Here is a 15,980-nt window from a genome sequence, read left to right on the forward strand (position 1 = left end):
ATGATGGAGTTTTAAAAACTCCTATTTTTATAAAAATCAGATTCTATAAAAGTGGATAAATCAACATTTCCATCCTTAGAATTTTTGGGTTTTAAAGGCTCTTTTGAAGGAGTAATACTTTCAAAGTTATTTCATAGTTTCTTTCAACCATTATTTAAGGTGTCTTATAACACTAATAATGGTAATGATAGGTTGTAAATATACTTTTATTGTTAAACTATGATGAAATTAAATAGTGCCTTATACAAATTGTGGTAGCATTTAGACATTGCTAATGGAGGACCTGAAAAAGATAATATGAGGTAATATTAATGGAAAATAAAAAAACAAAGAATATAAGTTATCTTGTCATGAGTAAAGGGGTATCTAAAATCGGAGATATCATGTTTGACTTCGCTAATAATACCTTTCTGGCCGGACTAAATCCAACATCTTTATCGTTGGTTGCCATTTATCAATCATTAGAAAAGGTAATCGGGGTTCTATTCAATTTATTCGGTGGAGTCATTGCAGATAGTTTTAAGCGGAAAAAAATTATCATTGGAACAAATTTCTTATCTGGGATCGCTTGCATAGTTCTGTCATTAATCTCTAAAGAACAATGGTTAGTTTATGCGATTGTTATCACAAATGTCATATTGGCTTTTATGAGCGCATTTTCAGGACCGTCCTACAAGGCTTTTACGAAAGAAGTCGTAAAAGAAGATAGTATTTCCAAACTAAATTCACTATTAGAAACAACGAGTACTGTAATAAAAGTAACGATTCCTATGGTAGCAATCTTCTTGTACAACATTCTAGGGGTGCGGGGGGTGCTATTATTGGATGGATTATCCTTTCTAATGGCAGCTTTACTGATTTTATTTGTTACACCTGTGAATGAAGAAGTAGATACAAAGGAGGAAATGACAATAAGTGGAGTCTTTAACGACTTAAAAGTAGGATTCAAGTATGTTTATAGCCATAAACCAATCTTTATTATTATCATTCTTTCTGCTTTGGTTAATTTTGTTCTAGCAGCCTATAATTTATTATTACCTTATAGTAGTCAAATGTTTGAAGGAATTTCAGATAGACTTTATGGAAGCTTTCTAACAGCGCAAGCAATTGGTGGTTTTTTGGGATCGATATTAAGTAGTTTTGTCAATAGATCTTTGTCAAGTAGACGTTTGCTTCTCCTTTCAGCGTGTTCAGGCTTAATGTTAATGCTAACTGCACCGCTTTATTTTATATTCCATAACCTCATTATCCTAATTTTTTCTCCAGCGTTATTTAGTCTATTTCTTTCCATTTTTAATATCCAATTTTTCTCTATTGTTCAAAGAGATGTAGATAATGAGTTTCTTGGCAGAGTCTTTGGAATTATCTTTTCAGTAGCGATCCTTTTTATGCCACTAGGTACTGTTTTTTTCTCAGTAGTTTTAAATCCTAACAATACTTTTAATATTTTTATTATTGGTGTATCTATTACGGTATTATCGCTAATATTCAGCACGCTATTGAAGAGGTATGATAGAAGTTGATAGCTGATAAAAAATAGCTGATATAGAGAATTTAGAGCGCCTTTGGAATATATTTTTAGAAACATTTAACATTTAATCAATCACAGTTGAATGTGAAGGGCAATCTATTTTAGAAGAATACAATCAAGATACCATTATTGCTATTACTTTAGTTCAGTTAAAATATTGAGAAGTATTATTTTTATTGAGAAAGCATCACAAAGGATGCCAATTAATTTTTAATGATTTTTCTAATCTAATTTTGTGGTTATTGACAAATAAAGTCTAGTTAATTGCTTTGGTTCCATGGAGTGATTTATATACATCTGTTAATGCAACGGATAATTTTATTGATAAGTAGGGGGTGGCTATTATTCAACCTTTAGGTTCTGAAAGTAAGAGATTCACATTAGAAATATCATGTTGACCATTTTTCAATTTGCTGGTTAGCAGTAATCTGAACATCATTAATTCCTTTCTTAACAAAATTATGCGACTTTTGTTACCAGATTACTGCTGATTTTTTAATAGCTTATAACTTTTTTATTTTTAGACGGTTAATAGATTTTGACCGTCTTTCTTAATATTGTCTTACCTATAATAGATATGCTTATGAGAAGTGTTTAATAAATTAATTTTAGTTCAAAATGTCCAATTGGGACACTTTGAATGATTTCTTAGTTTTATATATTATACTTTTCTCAGGAGAAAGCTAGATGTACAGACGTTTGAGAGATTTGAGGGAAGATCACGATTTGACCCAAAAACAAATAGCTAAAATACTTTCGTTTACAAACTCAGCTTATACTAAAATTGAGCGGGGTGAGCATGCCTTAACGGCAGATGTATTGGTAACTCTCTCAAACTTTTACGATGTCAGTACAGACTACCTATTGGGATTGACAGATTTTCCTGATAAAATTCGCTTTGGAAAATAATCTCCTCAATTTCATAGAGTATGAAAATGAGGAGATTTTTTATTTGTTCTTTGACAATTGAATAGTCCAAAATGGTACTTTCCTCATTTGTGGAGCAGTTTTGAATGGCTCGCCATGATAAGAGCGATATTAAAACCATCAATAAAATAGAGCGATACTTTATATGCCATGATACAAATGATATACAATGATACTTCTGACCGTTCAGGCTGCCACCGTAAAAGAGCAGCAAGTGAAATTCTTATGATGACTTCATCAGTCATGCCATGGAGGAGAAAATATTTTTTAGAAAGGATGATGACATGAATATAAAATATATATCTGTCGAAAATTCCATTGCAGAATGGGCCGATAAAAAAGGAATTCTAAAAAGATGGGATGGTTTAAATCAATATACATTGAACAGATGGATTAAAGAAATGCGAGAAAACAGAACATTTTCCATGTATGTAATTAACCCAACCCATAAACTTATTTTCATTAATCTAGAAGGATTTGAAAGTTTCTTAAGATGGAAGCAAAAGCGGACAAAATAAGGAAGTCATGGTATAATATAGGGTAGTTATTTATTCTATACAACAATGATTTATTTCTTTTTAAGAGTTAAGAGGAATTAAATTATGTATTATGTAACTAAAACAAATTCAAAAGGGCAACCCTTATATCAAGTGGTTGAAAAGTACAAAGATCCACTAACAGGAAAGTGGAAATCAGTAACTGTAAGTTATACTAAGAATACTAGTAGGGCGAGGAAACAAGCTGAAAGAGAGGTTCTTGATAAAATAGATAGACTAACTACTTCATTTGAAAGTCAGTTTAGCCCTGAACTGATTACAACATTTGGAGAGTTAAAAGAAAATTGGTTTCAGACTTGGTGTGTCTCTGTTAAACCACAAACAATTCAGAGAGAACTACTGGTTATGAAGTGAAGCGTCTTGGGAAAATTATAGGAGATGATTTTTTGTTAGACTGGATTACTCCACTTCTGATGAAAAATAGTCTCAATAAATATTTAGAAATGTATGATGCATCGCCTTCAACAATGACTCATATAAAAAGTACTTGTAATAAGATTTTTAATCATGGTGTGTTATATAATGTCATTAAGTTTTCTCCAATGACTGCGGTAAAACTAGATATTTCACTAGAGAAAAGGCGTAAAGCAAAAGAAAGACATGATTCTAAATTTCTAGAAATCCATGAATTACATGCATTTTTTGATGTGTTACGCCAATGCAGAAATGCAAACTATTATGATCTTGCTATAGTATTGTTGCTTACAGGTATTCGAATTAGTGAAGCAGCATTTTTACCATCAGATATTGATTTTGAAAAAGGAATCTTGCATATTGATAAGGCACTTCAATATCACTGTTTAAAAGTTGAACAATTTCATTTTGATACAACTAAAACACTCAATTCAATTAGAGAAGTAGCTTTGCCTGAAGCTGCAAGCGAAGCTATTAAAAGGATAATACAGAGAAATAAAGAGTTTGATGCTTATATGGAGAAACATCCCTGTCCTGCCTTTACACATTCTGAAAGTGTATTTAGAACAGAATACGGCTCTCCAATAACATCAAGCACTTTTCGTCAAATTTTGAAACGAATAGAAGGAAAATTATTGACAAATTGTTTAAGTGACTATGGTTTTAAGTGAGTAAAACATGTTACTCCCCATTCGTTTAGGCATATGCATATTAGTTACCTTCAAAGTAATGAGATGCACATAGCAGTGAAAGATATTATGACTAGGGTAGGACACGCTAACTTTGAGACAACAATGGGCTATACACATAATATAAATCGTTCACAAGAAAATACTGTAAAAGCCTTAAATCAATTTGTAGAAAATCACAATTTCCATTTTGAAGAATTGAAAAGTTATACCTGTAAATATTCCAGAATGATTGAAAAATTTATTGAAACTAGTGATAATAGCAATAAAGTAGAATTAAGTGTTGATGAGTTCAAAGACTTGTTACATCTTAGTCCACGTTACTCACCTAAAAATATTGTTTCAAATTTACTATTAAAAATCAAAAAAGATATTGTCAAATACCACCCACAGTTTGATATAAAGATTGTGAAATCAAGTGAGAATCAAATCAGAGGTTTTTCCATTGCATGGTAGCTTTGGTGTTCGCTTGGTGTTCAAACAATAGTAAAATAAAATAGGGACTCTAAACCCTTGCTACGAAAGGAAAAAAACTCAATGGCTACTATTCAATGGTTTCCTGGTCACATGTCTAAAGCACGTCGACAGGTGCAGGAAAATTTAAAATTTGTTGATTTTGTGACGATTTTGGTGGATGCACGCTTACCTCTATCTAGTCAAAATCCTATGTTGACCAAGATTGTTGGTGACAAACCAAAACTCTTGATTTTAAACAAGGCGGACTTGGCCGATCCAGCAATGACAAAGGAATGGCGTCAGTATTTTGAATCACAAGGAATTCAGACTCTTACTATCAACTCCAAAGAGCAAGTGACTGTAAAAGTTGTAACAGATGCGGCAAAAAAACTCATGGCGGATAAGATTGCTCGCCAAAAGGAACGTGGCATTCAGATTGAAACCTTGCGTACCATGATTATCGGGATTCCAAATGCTGGTAAATCAACTCTCATGAACCGTTTGGCTGGTAAGAAAATTGCTGTTGTCGGTAACAAGCCAGGTGTGACCAAAGGGCAACAATGGCTTAAAACCAATAAAGACCTGGAAATCTTGGATACACCAGGGATTCTCTGGCCTAAGTTTGAGGATGAAACTGTTGCGCTTAAGTTGGCCTTGACAGGAGCTATCAAAGACCAGTTGCTTCCTATGGATGAGGTAACTATTTTTGGCCTCAATTATTTCAAAGAACATTATCCAGAAAAGTTGGCTGAACGCTTCAAACAAATGAAAATTGAAGAAGAAGCACCTGTTATCATTATGGATATGACCCGCGCCCTCGGTTTCCGTGACGACTATGACCGCTTTTACAGTCTCTTCGTGAAGGAAGTCCGCGATGGCAAACTTGGTAACTATACCTTAGATACATTGGATGACCTCGATGGCGACGATTAAAGAAATCAAAGAGCTCCTTGAAACGGTCAAAGACATAGATAGCCCTATCTTTTTAGAACTCGAAAAAGATAATCGCTCTGGAGTTCAAAAGGAAATCAGCAAGCGTAAAAAAGCCATTCAGGCTGAATTGGATGAGGTGCTTCGTTTGGAATCCATGCTTTCCTACGAAAAAGAACTGTATAAGCAAGGATTGACCTTAATTGCTGGTGTTGATGAGGTCGGCCGTGGTCCTCTGGCTGGACCTGTAGTCGCTGCAGCCGTTATTTTACCTAAAAATTGTAAAATTAGAGGTCTCAACGACAGCAAGAAAATTCCTAAAAAGAAACATCTGGAAATTTTCCAAGCTGTCCAAGACCAAGCCTTGTCAATCGGCATTGGAGTTATGGATAATCAGGTTATCGACCAAGTCAATATCTATGAAGCGACCAAACTAGCCATGCAGGAAGCAATCTCTCAGCTCAGTCCTCAACCAGAGCACCTTTTGATAGATGCCATGAAACTGGATTTGCCCATTTCACAAACCTCCATCATCAAAGGCGATGCTAATTCCCTCTCAATTGCAGCAGCTTCTATAGTAGCCAAGGTGACACGTGATGAATTGATGAAGGAATACGATCAGCAGTTCCCTGGCTATGATTTTACTGCTAATGCAGGATATGGAACTGCTAAACACCTAGAAGGACTGGAAAAGCTAGGAGTTACCCCAATTCACCGAACCAGTTTTGAACCCGTAAAATCACTGGTTTCAGGAGAAAAAGAAAGTTAAGTTAGAAGGAATGATTATGGAGGAACAGTCAGAAACACTCAGTTCCAAGAAAGAATTTGCCTTTGCCTCAAGCACCATATTATCCCAAGTTGGACGAGGAATCATTGTCGGTCTCGTCGTTGGAATCATCGTTGGATCTTTTCGGTTTTCAATCGAAAAAGGCTTCCACCTGATACAAGGACTTTATCAAGATCAAGCGCACCTAGTGCGCAATCTTTTTATACTGGTTTTATTTTACGTACTCATCTGCTGGATTAGTGCTAAACTGACACGTTCAGAAAAAGATATCAAAGGCTCAGGAATCCCTCAAGTCGAAGCCGAACTGAAAGGCCTCATGACCCTCAACTGGTGGGGCGTTCTTTGGAAAAAATATGTGCTAGGAATTCTTGCCATTGCCAGTGGACTCATGCTGGGGCGTGAGGGACCCAGTATTCAACTTGGAGCAGTTGGTGGAAAAGGTATTGCCAAGTGGCTCAAATCCAGTCCAGTAGAGGAACGTTCCTTGATTGCTAGTGGTGCAGCTGCAGGACTAGCTGCAGCCTTTAATGCACCGATTGCAGGACTTCTCTTTGTGGTAGAAGAAGTTTATCATCATTTTTCACGCTTTTTCTGGGTATCTACTCTCGCAGCTAGTCTCGTAGCAAACTTTGTCTCACTGCTCATATTTGGCCTAACACCCGTACTGGATATGCCAGATAACATCCCTCTCATGACACTTGATCAGTATTGGATTTACCTCCTTATGGGAATTTTTCTAGGACTTTCTGGTTTTCTCTATGAAAAAGCTGTACTCAATGTCGGTAGAGTTTATGACTGGATAGGTCAAAAAATCCGTTTGGATAGAGCTTATTATCCAATTCTGGCCTTCATTCTCATCATACCAGTGGGAATTTTCTTACCTCAAATCCTTGGTGGTGGAAATCAACTTGTTCTTTCCCTAACTGAGCAAGATTTTAGTTTTCAAGTTCTATTAGCTTACTTTTTGATTCGTTTTGTTTGGAGTATGATTAGTTATGGAAGTGGGCTTCCAGGAGGAATTTTCCTACCAATTTTGGCGCTTGGGTCCTTACTTGGTGCCCTAGTTGGTGTTATTTGTGTCAATCTTGGACTTGTTAGTCAAGAGCAGTTTCCTATATTTGTCATTCTGGGAATGAGTGGCTATTTTGGAGCAATATCCAAGGCTCCCTTAACTGCTATGATACTCGTAACTGAGATGGTAGGAGATATTCGCAACCTCATGCCACTTGGATTAGTAACCTTGGTTGCCTATATTATCATGGATTTACTCAAGGGTGCCCCAGTCTATGAAGCTATGTTGGAAAAAATGCTACCAGAAGAAGCAACAGATGAAGGAGAAGTCACCCTCATTGAAATCCCTGTTTCAGATAAAATAGCAGGAAAACAAGTACACGAACTCAACCTACCACACAATATCCTCATCACAACCCAAGTTCATAATGGTAAGAGCCAAACCGTTAACGGTTCAACCAGAATGTATCTCGGTGATATGATTCACCTGGTTATTCCAAAAAGTGAAATTGGGAAAGTCAAAGATTTGTTGTTGTAGATCAAAATTTTTATTACATAATTTTTGTTATGTAATAAATACATCAAGAATATTTTGTTGATTTTGATAAGGGAGAAATACATCATAATGAAAATACTAGATGTTCTATATGAGTTTTATGGTGATTTTGAATTCATTAAAGAAAAGTGGAATGAAAAATACGAAGGTATTCTTATCAAAATAAAGGATGAGCAAGAATATAAAAGATGTCGCTTAGCAAAAAGAACACCGAAAAAGGAAGGATATTTTACAGTTTTTTGGAAAAAAGATCAAAATAACATGAACATTCCTTATACCAAGGAAGATTTGGGAACTGAACTTGTTATCGTTGTCATCGATGATAATGATAACAAGGGGCTATTTATTATTCCAAACGAAGTTGCTATTCGTAAAAAAATTCTCTCGACAAAAACAACAAAGGAAAAATGTCCATGCGATTTTATCCGCCTTGGTGCACAAATTTAAATACAACGGCTCAATCAACACAAATATGGCAATTGATGTTTTTTAGAGAAATTGAATTACAAGAATGACTTTGAAACATTTTTTAATGAATTCATATCAAACACAAAGACTTGGTTCTTTTTTCATAGGAACCAAGTCTTTGTGTTAGTTTCTCAAGAATAAAGTACATTTTTTGCTAACTTGTACCAAAAAAATTTTTTAGTTATCGGATTTTATTAACTGTTATTAAATCATTTTAGTTACTTTAATAGAAGGCTATACAACATCTTTCCGAAAAACTATAATTTTCTTGAAAAATATATAAGTCTATGCTATACTACTAGTAGACTTATTTATGGAGAAAATCATGAAACGCGAGATTTTACTGGAACGAATCGACAAACTAAAACAAATCATGCCCTGGTATGTTCTTGAATACTACCAATCTAAGCTTGCTGTCCCCTATAGTTTTACAACCTTGTACGAATACCTCAAGGAATATGATCGATTTTTCAGCTGGGTTTTGGAGTCTGGAATTTCAAACGTTGATAAAATATCTGATATTCCTTTATCTGTCTTGGAAAATATGTCTAAGAAAGACATGGAATCTTTTATCCTTTATCTTCGAGAACGTCCTTTGCTGAATGCTAATACAACCAAGCAAGGAGTTTCTCAGACAACTATCAATCGGACCTTGTCAGCACTTTCTAGTCTTTACAAGTATCTGACCGAGGAGGTTGAAAACGACCAGGGAGAACCTTATTTCTATCGCAATGTAATGAAGAAAGTTTCAACCAAAAAAAAGAAAGAAACGCTTGCTGCCAGAGCTGAAAACATCAAGCAAAAACTCTTTCTGGGTGATGAAACAGAAGGCTTTCTGACTTATATCGATCAAGAGTACCCACAACAGCTCTCAAATCGAGCTCTTTCATCATTTAATAAAAATAAAGAACGTGATTTAGCCATTATTGCCCTTCTCTTGGCGTCTGGTGTCCGCCTATCTGAAGCTGTTAATCTGGATCTAAGAGACCTCAATCTAAAAATGATGGTCATTGATGTCACCCGAAAAGGTGGCAAACGTGACTCGGTCAATGTCGCTGCCTTTGCAAAACCTTATCTAGAGGATTATCTGGCCATTCGAAATCAACGCTATAAAACAGAAAAAACAGATACAGCCCTTTTTTTGACTCTCTACAGAGGTGTTCCTAATCGTATCGATGCTTCCAGCGTTGAGAAAATGGTTGCTAAGTACTCTGAGGACTTCAAAGTTCGTGTAACCCCCCACAAACTGCGCCATACCCTAGCAACCAGGCTCTATGATGCAACCAAATCTCAAGTTTTAGTCAGCCACCAGCTAGGACATGCCAGCACACAAGTCACTGACCTCTATACCCATATCGTTAATGATGAACAAAAGAATGCCTTGGATAGTTTATGAAATACATAAAATAAATTATGTAAAATATATATATCAAGAAAAGAAGTTGGCCAACTAACCAACTTCTTTTTGACTTATCCTACTACCGCTTCAGCGATTTCTTCACGACTAATACCAGCGAAGTAACGTGTAATATCAATAGTTTCAAGAGCCTTAAGGACATCTTCGCGTTCGTATTTCACTTCACGAAGGACATCTTCTACTGCAACAACGTCTTCAATACCAAAGAAGTCACCATAAATCTTGATGTCTTGGATTTTTGATTCGACGACATTAGCAAAGACTTCCACCTTACCACTAGTGAATTTGGTCCCACGACGGACGTTAAATTCAGGTGATTTACCGTAGTTCCAGTCCCAAGTTCCAAACTTAGTATCCTTGATTCGATTGATTTCAGCCAATTCTTCCTCAGAAAAAACGTATTCAGTCATCTCTGGGTACTCTTTTTTCATGTATTCCAAGAGTAAATCACGGAATTCTTCAACTGTGATTTTTTCTGGCAATTCATTAATAATATTGGTCACACGGGCACGAACCGATTTCACACCTTTTGATTCAAATTTATCTTTTGAAACCTTAAGGGCATTTGCTAGTACTGACAAATCAACGTCAAAGAGCAAGCAACCATGGTGCATGATGCGTCCATTGATATAGGCTTGGGCATTACCACAGAATTTCTTACCGTCGATTTCTAAGTCATTACGGCCTGTGAACTCAGCTTTAACCCCAAGTTGAGCTAGTGTATTGATAACTGGCGTTGAGAAGCTCTTAAAGTCAAAAGCCTTGTTCTCATCTTCTTTTGAGATGATCGTGTAGTTGAGGTTATTTAAATCATGGTAAACAGCTCCACCACCACTGATACGGCGGACTACTTCAATGCCATTTTCGCGAACATAATCACGGTTGATTTCTTCGATGGTATTCTGATGACGACCAACAATGATAGATGGCTTGTTAATCCAAAGTAGGAAGATTTGATCCTCATCCAAAAGGTGTTTAAAGGCATATTCTTCCAAGGCAATATTAAAAGCAGTGTCGTTTGAATGATTGATAATATATTTCATGATATCCCTTTATACGATAGATACTGGAAATAACCTTCCAGTCTAATCTATCTTTCTTTTATTTTTTCTTAGGTGAATGGATGGCCATTCCTAAAACATCCGCAAATGCTTCGTACATCACTTCAGAGTAGGTTGGGTGTCCGTGGATAGTCTTCAGCATTTCTTCAACAGTAATTTCCATTTCGATGATGCTTGACGCCTCATTGATCAATTCTGCAGCTGCAGGGCCGATAATATGAACACCAAGAATTTCTCCGTATTTCTTATCTGCAATAACTTTAACGAAACCTTGAGCAGCATCAGAAGCAATGGCACGACCGTTTGCGGCAAAGTTGAATTTACCGATGGCAACATCGTATTTCTCACGGGCTTGTTCTTCTGTCAAACCTACTGCTGCTACTTCAGGAAGAGTATAGATAGCTGCAGGAGTCAAATTCAATTTGGCAACAGCATGATTTCCTTTGAGAGCATTTTCAGCAGCAACTTCCCCCATACGGAAGGCTGCGTGCGCTAACATCTTAGTACCGTTGATGTCACCTGGTGCGTAAATACCTGGGACAGAAGTTTCCATGTATTCGTTGACCTTGATGCGACCACGATCCAATTCAAACTCAACATCGCCAATACCTTCAAGGTCTGGCACACGACCGATTGAAAGAAGAGCTTTGCTTGCGATGATATCGTCTTTTCCTTCAACCTTGATACGAAGTTGACCATTTTCCTCAATGATTTCTTGCAGTTTAGTACCAGTCAAGATGGTCATTCCTTTACGCTCAAGGATCAAGCGAAGATTCTTAGAAACTTCTGCATCCATAGCTGGCACGATACGGTCCATCATTTCGATAACAGTCACTTTTGAACCAAATGTCATGAAGGCCTGACCAAGTTCGATACCGACAACTCCTCCACCGATGATAACAAGGCTTTCTGGCACTTCATTCATTTCAAGAATGTCATCACTAGTCATGACAAGTGGAGATTCCATACCAGGGACGTTAATCTTGCTGACTTTTGAACCACCAGCAAGGATGATTTTCTTGGTTTCAAGAAATTCAGAACCATTTACCAAGACATTCTTGTCCTTAGTGATCGTACCAATTCCTTTATGAACAGTAACTCCGTAGCTACGAAGAAGACCAGTAACTCCACCAACCAAGGTATTAACAACCTTAGACTTGGTTTCAAGGAGTTTGTCCATATCTACAGTGAAGTTTGGATTTTCGATTACGATACCACGGTTTGCAGCATGACCGATGTTTTCGATAATTTCAGCGTTGTGAAGATAGGTCTTGGTTGGGATACATCCACGATTCAAGCAGGTTCCACCAAGTTCAGATTTCTCAACAAGGGCAACCTTACCGCCGAGTTGGGCAGCTTTAATGGCTGCAACATAACCAGCAGGACCTCCACCAATCACAACAATATCAAAGGCATCATCGCTTTTACCATCATCATTTGAAGCACTTGCTGTAGGTGCTGGACTAGCTTCTGGCGCTACTGCTCCGGCTGTTGGGATATTTTCCCCTTCTTCCCCAAGGTAACCGATAACTTCCGTTACAGGCACTGTTTCCCCATCTCCTTTGAGGATAGCAATCAAATAACCATCTTCTTCGGCTTCTAACTCCATGCTGACTTTGTCAGTCATGATTTCCAAAAGGATTTCTCCTTCTTTTACAAATTCTCCGACTTTTTTATTCCATTGGACGATTTGTCCTTCTGTCATATCCACGCCGGCTTTTGGCATAATTACTTCTAAGGCCATGTCTTCCTTCCTTTATCTATATCTTAAAAATGAATACTCTTGCTCTTAAATCAACATTGAGATTGGATTTTCAATCAGTTCTTTCAAGTCTTTCATAAACTTAGCACCAGCCATACCATCTACAACACGGTGGTCAATTGTTAAACCAAGACTCATGATTGGGCGAATCACAATTTCACCATTGACGACAACTGGCTTCTCAATTGTCGAACTGACACCAAGGATAGCTGAGTTTGGTTGATTGATGATAGGACCAAAGGACTGAACACCAAACATTCCCAAGTTACTGATAGTAAATGTTGAATTTTGCAACTCACTTGGAGCCAATTTACCATCCAAGGTACGGCCAATAACGTCTTTGAATGCACCAACCAACTCTGAAAGACTCATTTTCTCAGCATTATAAACAACAGGTGTCATCAGTCCATTATCCATACCAACTGCCATGGCAAGGTTGACATAGTTATGAGTGATAATGGTCTTGCCATCTTCTGTCAATGAAGCGTTGATGTATGGGTGTTTCATAAGAGTCTTAACAACCGCAAGTGAAAGAAGGTCTGTTACAGTAGTCTTCTTCCCAGTTGCTTCCATGATTGGCTCAAGAACCTTCTTACGAAGAGCCAACATTTCAGTCATATCAACTTCATAGTTGAGGGTGAAGGTTGGCGCAGTTAGGTAAGATTCAACCATACGTTGGGCAATAACTTTACGCATTGGTGTCATTGGAATACGCTCGATTTCACCGTAAGGTGTTACGTTATCAGGAACTTCTTCCACTTTTTCAATCTGGGCAGGAGACTTGATGGTGTCGTTTTCAATATTTTCAGGAAGCAAGGCCAAAACATCCTTCTTCATGATTTTACCACAATGACCCGTTCCTTGGATTTCCTGCCAAGCAATATTATGTTCGAGGGCAATTCGTTTTGCAAGTGGCGAAATGCGAACCACGTTTGTGTCTTTATAAGTTTCCACGTCTTCTTTGTGGACACGACCGTTTGCACCTGAGCCAGAAACGTCGTAGAGGTTGATTCCTAAATCATCCGCTAACTTTCTAGCTGCAGGAGTCGCTCTTAGCTTGTCATCAGCCATGACCTCTCCAATTCTATTATAAGATACTAAGGGCGTCAAAAGTCAAAGTGAAAATAGGAAACTTGACGAAGAAACTTTAGTTTCTAGGAAAGTTTATCTTTTTCACACAGACTTTAGCCCGAGTTCAATTTTATGATACTAAGGGCGTTAAAAGCGACTGAAAAATAGGAAATCGACGATGGCTTCGATGAAGCCAAGGAGATTTATCTTTTTTCCGAGCTTTTAGCCCGTGTTCGAATATAAGATATTAAGGACGAAGAGCTCTGCACCTAAAAGATACAAAGTTTCTCGTCAGCTTTATTTTGTTTACATAACTTATCTTATGTAGTTTTATTCTTTACTATAAGTTTTACGGATGGCATCTTTGATGCTTTCAACTGTTGGAATCATTGCATTTTCTAGGTTTTGTGCATAAGGCATTGGCACATCTTCTCCTGCGCAACGGCGGATTGGTGCATCTAGATAGTCAAATGCTTCCGATTCTGAAATAATAGCTGAAATCTCTCCGATATAGCCGCTTGTTTTGTGGGCATCGTTGACCAGAACAACCTTACCAGTCTTCTTAACTGAGTTTATGATGATCTCCTTATCAAGCGGAACAAGGGTACGTGGGTCAACAATCTCAACAGAAATTCCTTCTTCTGCTAATTCTTCAGCTGCTTGAACCACACGACGGAGCATTTTTCCATAAGTAACAACTGTTACATCCGTTCCTTCGCGTTTGATTTCCCCAACCCCAAGTGGAATTGTGTAATCTGGATCAACTGGCACTTCGCCTTTTTGGTTAAATTCCGATTTGTACTCAAGAATAATAACTGGGTTATTATCACGGATAGAAGACTTGAGCAGTCCTTTCATGTCAGCAGGTGTACCTGGAGCCACAACCTTAAGACCAGGAATGTGAGTAAACCAAGATTCCAATGATTGTGAGTGCTGGGCTGCAGATCCAACTCCATTACCAGCTGCACATCGAACAGTCATTGGGACCTGACCCTTACCACCAAACATATAACGTGTTTTAGCAGCTTGGTTGACAATATTGTCCATGGCAATAACTGAGAAGTCCATAAAGGTCATATCGACGATTGGACGAAGTCCTGTCATGGCTGCTCCTGCTGCTGCTCCAGAGATGGCAGCTTCAGAAATCGGACAGTCACGAACACGTTCTGGACCAAATTCTTCAAGCATTCCAACAGAAGTTCCGAAGTCTCCTCCAAAGACACCGACATCTTCTCCCATCAAGAACACATTTTCATCGCGACGCATTTCCTCAGACATAGCAAGGATAATGGTGTCACGGAAGGACATTGTTTTTGTTTCCATTTTATCTCTTTCTCCTTAGTCTGCGTAAATATCTTCAAATGCTGATTCAAGCGGTGGGAATGGACTTTCTTCTGCAAATTTAACAGAAGCTTCTACTGCTTCCTTGACTTGCGCTTGGATTTCTTCCAATTCTTCGGCACTTGCAATAGTATTTTCAATGAGGTACTTGCGAAGGTTTTCAATTGGGTCTTTTTGTTTCCACAACTCCACTTCTTCACGCGTACGATATTTACCAGGGTCAGATGATGAGTGACCAAGCCAGCGGTAAGTTACACTTTCAATCAAGACAGGCCCATTGCCACCACGAACATGGTCTACAGCTTTCTTAAATCCTTCATAAACATCGATGACATTGTTTCCATCTTCGATGAACATTCCAGGAATTCCATATGCAGCGCTACGTTGGTGGATATGTTCTACATTAGTCATTTTCTTGATATCTGCAGAGATTCCATAACCGTTGTTAATGCAGTAGAAAATGACTGGCAGGTTCCAGATAGAAGCCATGTTTACTGCTTCGTGGAAAACACCTTCGTTGGTCGCACCATCTCCAAAGAAGCAGACTACGATTTTTCCAGTGTTTTGCATTTGCTGACTAAGGGCTGCACCAACAGCGATTCCCATACCACCACCTACGATACCATTAGCACCAAGGTTCCCAGCATCAAGGTCAGCGATATGCATAGAACCACCTTTACCTTTACAGGTTCCAGTGTATTTACCAAGGATTTCAGCCATCATTCCATTGAGGTCAATTCCTTTGGCAATAGCTTGTCCATGACCACGGTGATTTGAGGTAATTAGATCATCTGGATTGAGAGCCAACATAGCACCCACGTTAGCTGCCTCTTCTCCAACAGAAAAGTGCGTCATTCCTGGCACTTTTCCTTTCTTTACTAATTGCGCAATTTTTAAGTCCATACGACGGATTTCTTCCATCTTACGGAACATCTCTAGCAAAAGATTTTTATCTAAAGTTGACATCTTCTTGCCTTTCTAACTTTCTTCTTACCTTACTAT

12 protein-coding genes and 2 pseudogenes are annotated in these 15,980 nt (G+C 37.8%); 9 read left to right on the forward strand and 5 right to left on the reverse strand.

Annotation, left to right across the window (positions count from 1 at the left end):
* Positions 1–311 precede the first annotated feature (311 nt).
* The 9 genes and pseudogenes from GEZ84_RS06035 to xerS all read left to right on the forward strand — a co-directional run bounded on the left by GEZ84_RS06035 (position 312) and on the right by xerS (position 9,722).
* Positions 312–1,523, forward strand: coding sequence for an MFS transporter (locus GEZ84_RS06035; RefSeq protein WP_153223872.1), 1,212 nt, complete (start codon positions 312–314; stop codon positions 1,521–1,523).
* A gap of 695 nt (positions 1,524–2,218) precedes the next feature.
* Complete coding sequence (locus GEZ84_RS06040) at positions 2,219–2,440, forward strand: helix-turn-helix domain-containing protein (RefSeq protein WP_153223873.1); 222 nt, start codon at positions 2,219–2,221, stop codon at positions 2,438–2,440.
* A gap of 302 nt (positions 2,441–2,742) precedes the next feature.
* On the forward strand, positions 2,743–2,976 hold the full coding sequence (locus tag GEZ84_RS06045; RefSeq protein WP_153223874.1) for a DNA-binding protein: 234 nt from the start codon (positions 2,743–2,745) through the stop codon (positions 2,974–2,976).
* Between the two features lie 84 nt (positions 2,977–3,060).
* Positions 3,061–4,574: pseudogene (locus tag GEZ84_RS06050) on the forward strand (tyrosine-type recombinase/integrase).
* Positions 4,575–4,655: 81 nt separating this feature from the next.
* On the forward strand, positions 4,656–5,507 hold the full coding sequence (gene ylqF / locus GEZ84_RS06055) for a ribosome biogenesis GTPase YlqF (RefSeq protein ID WP_153223875.1): 852 nt from the start codon (positions 4,656–4,658) through the stop codon (positions 5,505–5,507).
* Entirely contained in the window at positions 5,494–6,273 is a 780-nt protein-coding gene (locus GEZ84_RS06060; protein WP_153223876.1) for a ribonuclease HII, read from the forward strand. Before ylqF ends, GEZ84_RS06060 begins: the two co-directional genes overlap by 14 nt.
* 16 nt (positions 6,274–6,289) lie before the next feature.
* Positions 6,290–7,840: a ClC family H(+)/Cl(-) exchange transporter gene (locus GEZ84_RS06065; protein ID WP_153223877.1), complete on the forward strand. Its 1,551-nt coding sequence runs from the start codon at positions 6,290–6,292 to the stop codon at positions 7,838–7,840.
* Positions 7,841–7,927: 87 nt separating this feature from the next.
* Positions 7,928–8,373 (forward strand): annotated as a pseudogene (locus tag GEZ84_RS06070) (MepB family protein).
* Between the two features lie 278 nt (positions 8,374–8,651).
* Complete coding sequence (xerS, locus tag GEZ84_RS06075) at positions 8,652–9,722, forward strand: tyrosine recombinase XerS (RefSeq protein ID WP_153223878.1); 1,071 nt, start codon at positions 8,652–8,654, stop codon at positions 9,720–9,722.
* A 74-nt stretch (positions 9,723–9,796) separates the two neighbouring features.
* Here the strand turns inward: xerS and GEZ84_RS06080 are convergent, their stop codons facing one another.
* From GEZ84_RS06080 to GEZ84_RS06100, 5 genes are all read right to left on the reverse strand, one after another.
* Entirely contained in the window at positions 9,797–10,786 is a 990-nt protein-coding gene (locus tag GEZ84_RS06080; RefSeq protein WP_153223879.1) for a lipoate--protein ligase, read from the reverse strand.
* A 58-nt stretch (positions 10,787–10,844) separates the two neighbouring features.
* Positions 10,845–12,548 carry a dihydrolipoyl dehydrogenase gene (gene lpdA, locus GEZ84_RS06085; protein WP_153223880.1) on the reverse strand — a complete coding sequence of 568 codons (1,704 nt, stop codon included), beginning with the start codon at positions 12,546–12,548 and terminating at the stop codon, positions 10,845–10,847.
* Between the two features lie 45 nt (positions 12,549–12,593).
* Entirely contained in the window at positions 12,594–13,637 is a 1,044-nt protein-coding gene (locus tag GEZ84_RS06090; RefSeq protein ID WP_153223881.1) for a dihydrolipoamide acetyltransferase, read from the reverse strand.
* Between the two features lie 330 nt (positions 13,638–13,967).
* A complete protein-coding gene (locus GEZ84_RS06095; RefSeq protein ID WP_153223882.1) occupies positions 13,968–14,960 on the reverse strand; it encodes an alpha-ketoacid dehydrogenase subunit beta in 993 nt (330 codons plus the stop codon).
* Between the two features lie 15 nt (positions 14,961–14,975).
* Positions 14,976–15,944: a thiamine pyrophosphate-dependent dehydrogenase E1 component subunit alpha gene (locus tag GEZ84_RS06100; RefSeq protein WP_084864344.1), complete on the reverse strand. Its 969-nt coding sequence runs from the start codon at positions 15,942–15,944 to the stop codon at positions 14,976–14,978.
* Positions 15,945–15,980 lie beyond the last annotated feature (36 nt).

This window comes from Streptococcus mitis (assembly GCF_009496155.1).
Classification (GTDB): domain Bacteria; phylum Bacillota; class Bacilli; order Lactobacillales; family Streptococcaceae; genus Streptococcus; species Streptococcus mitis_BQ.

Coding starts and splice junctions, on each gene's coding strand:
- GEZ84_RS06035 (WP_153223872.1), top strand. CDS start 312: ATGGAAAATAAAAAAACAAAGAATATAAGTTATCTTGTCATGAGTAAA.
- GEZ84_RS06040 (WP_153223873.1), top strand. CDS start 2,219: ATGTACAGACGTTTGAGAGATTTGAGGGAAGATCACGATTTGACCCAA.
- GEZ84_RS06045 (WP_153223874.1), top strand. CDS start 2,743: ATGAATATAAAATATATATCTGTCGAAAATTCCATTGCAGAATGGGCC.
- ylqF (WP_153223875.1), top strand. CDS start 4,656: ATGGCTACTATTCAATGGTTTCCTGGTCACATGTCTAAAGCACGTCGA.
- GEZ84_RS06060 (WP_153223876.1), top strand. CDS start 5,494: ATGGCGACGATTAAAGAAATCAAAGAGCTCCTTGAAACGGTCAAAGAC.
- GEZ84_RS06065 (WP_153223877.1), top strand. CDS start 6,290: ATGGAGGAACAGTCAGAAACACTCAGTTCCAAGAAAGAATTTGCCTTT.
- xerS (WP_153223878.1), top strand. CDS start 8,652: ATGAAACGCGAGATTTTACTGGAACGAATCGACAAACTAAAACAAATC.
- GEZ84_RS06080 (WP_153223879.1), bottom strand. CDS start 10,786: ATGAAATATATTATCAATCATTCAAACGACACTGCTTTTAATATTGCC.
- lpdA (WP_153223880.1), bottom strand. CDS start 12,548: ATGGCCTTAGAAGTAATTATGCCAAAAGCCGGCGTGGATATGACAGAA.
- GEZ84_RS06090 (WP_153223881.1), bottom strand. CDS start 13,637: ATGGCTGATGACAAGCTAAGAGCGACTCCTGCAGCTAGAAAGTTAGCG.
- GEZ84_RS06095 (WP_153223882.1), bottom strand. CDS start 14,960: ATGGAAACAAAAACAATGTCCTTCCGTGACACCATTATCCTTGCTATG.
- GEZ84_RS06100 (WP_084864344.1), bottom strand. CDS start 15,944: ATGTCAACTTTAGATAAAAATCTTTTGCTAGAGATGTTCCGTAAGATG.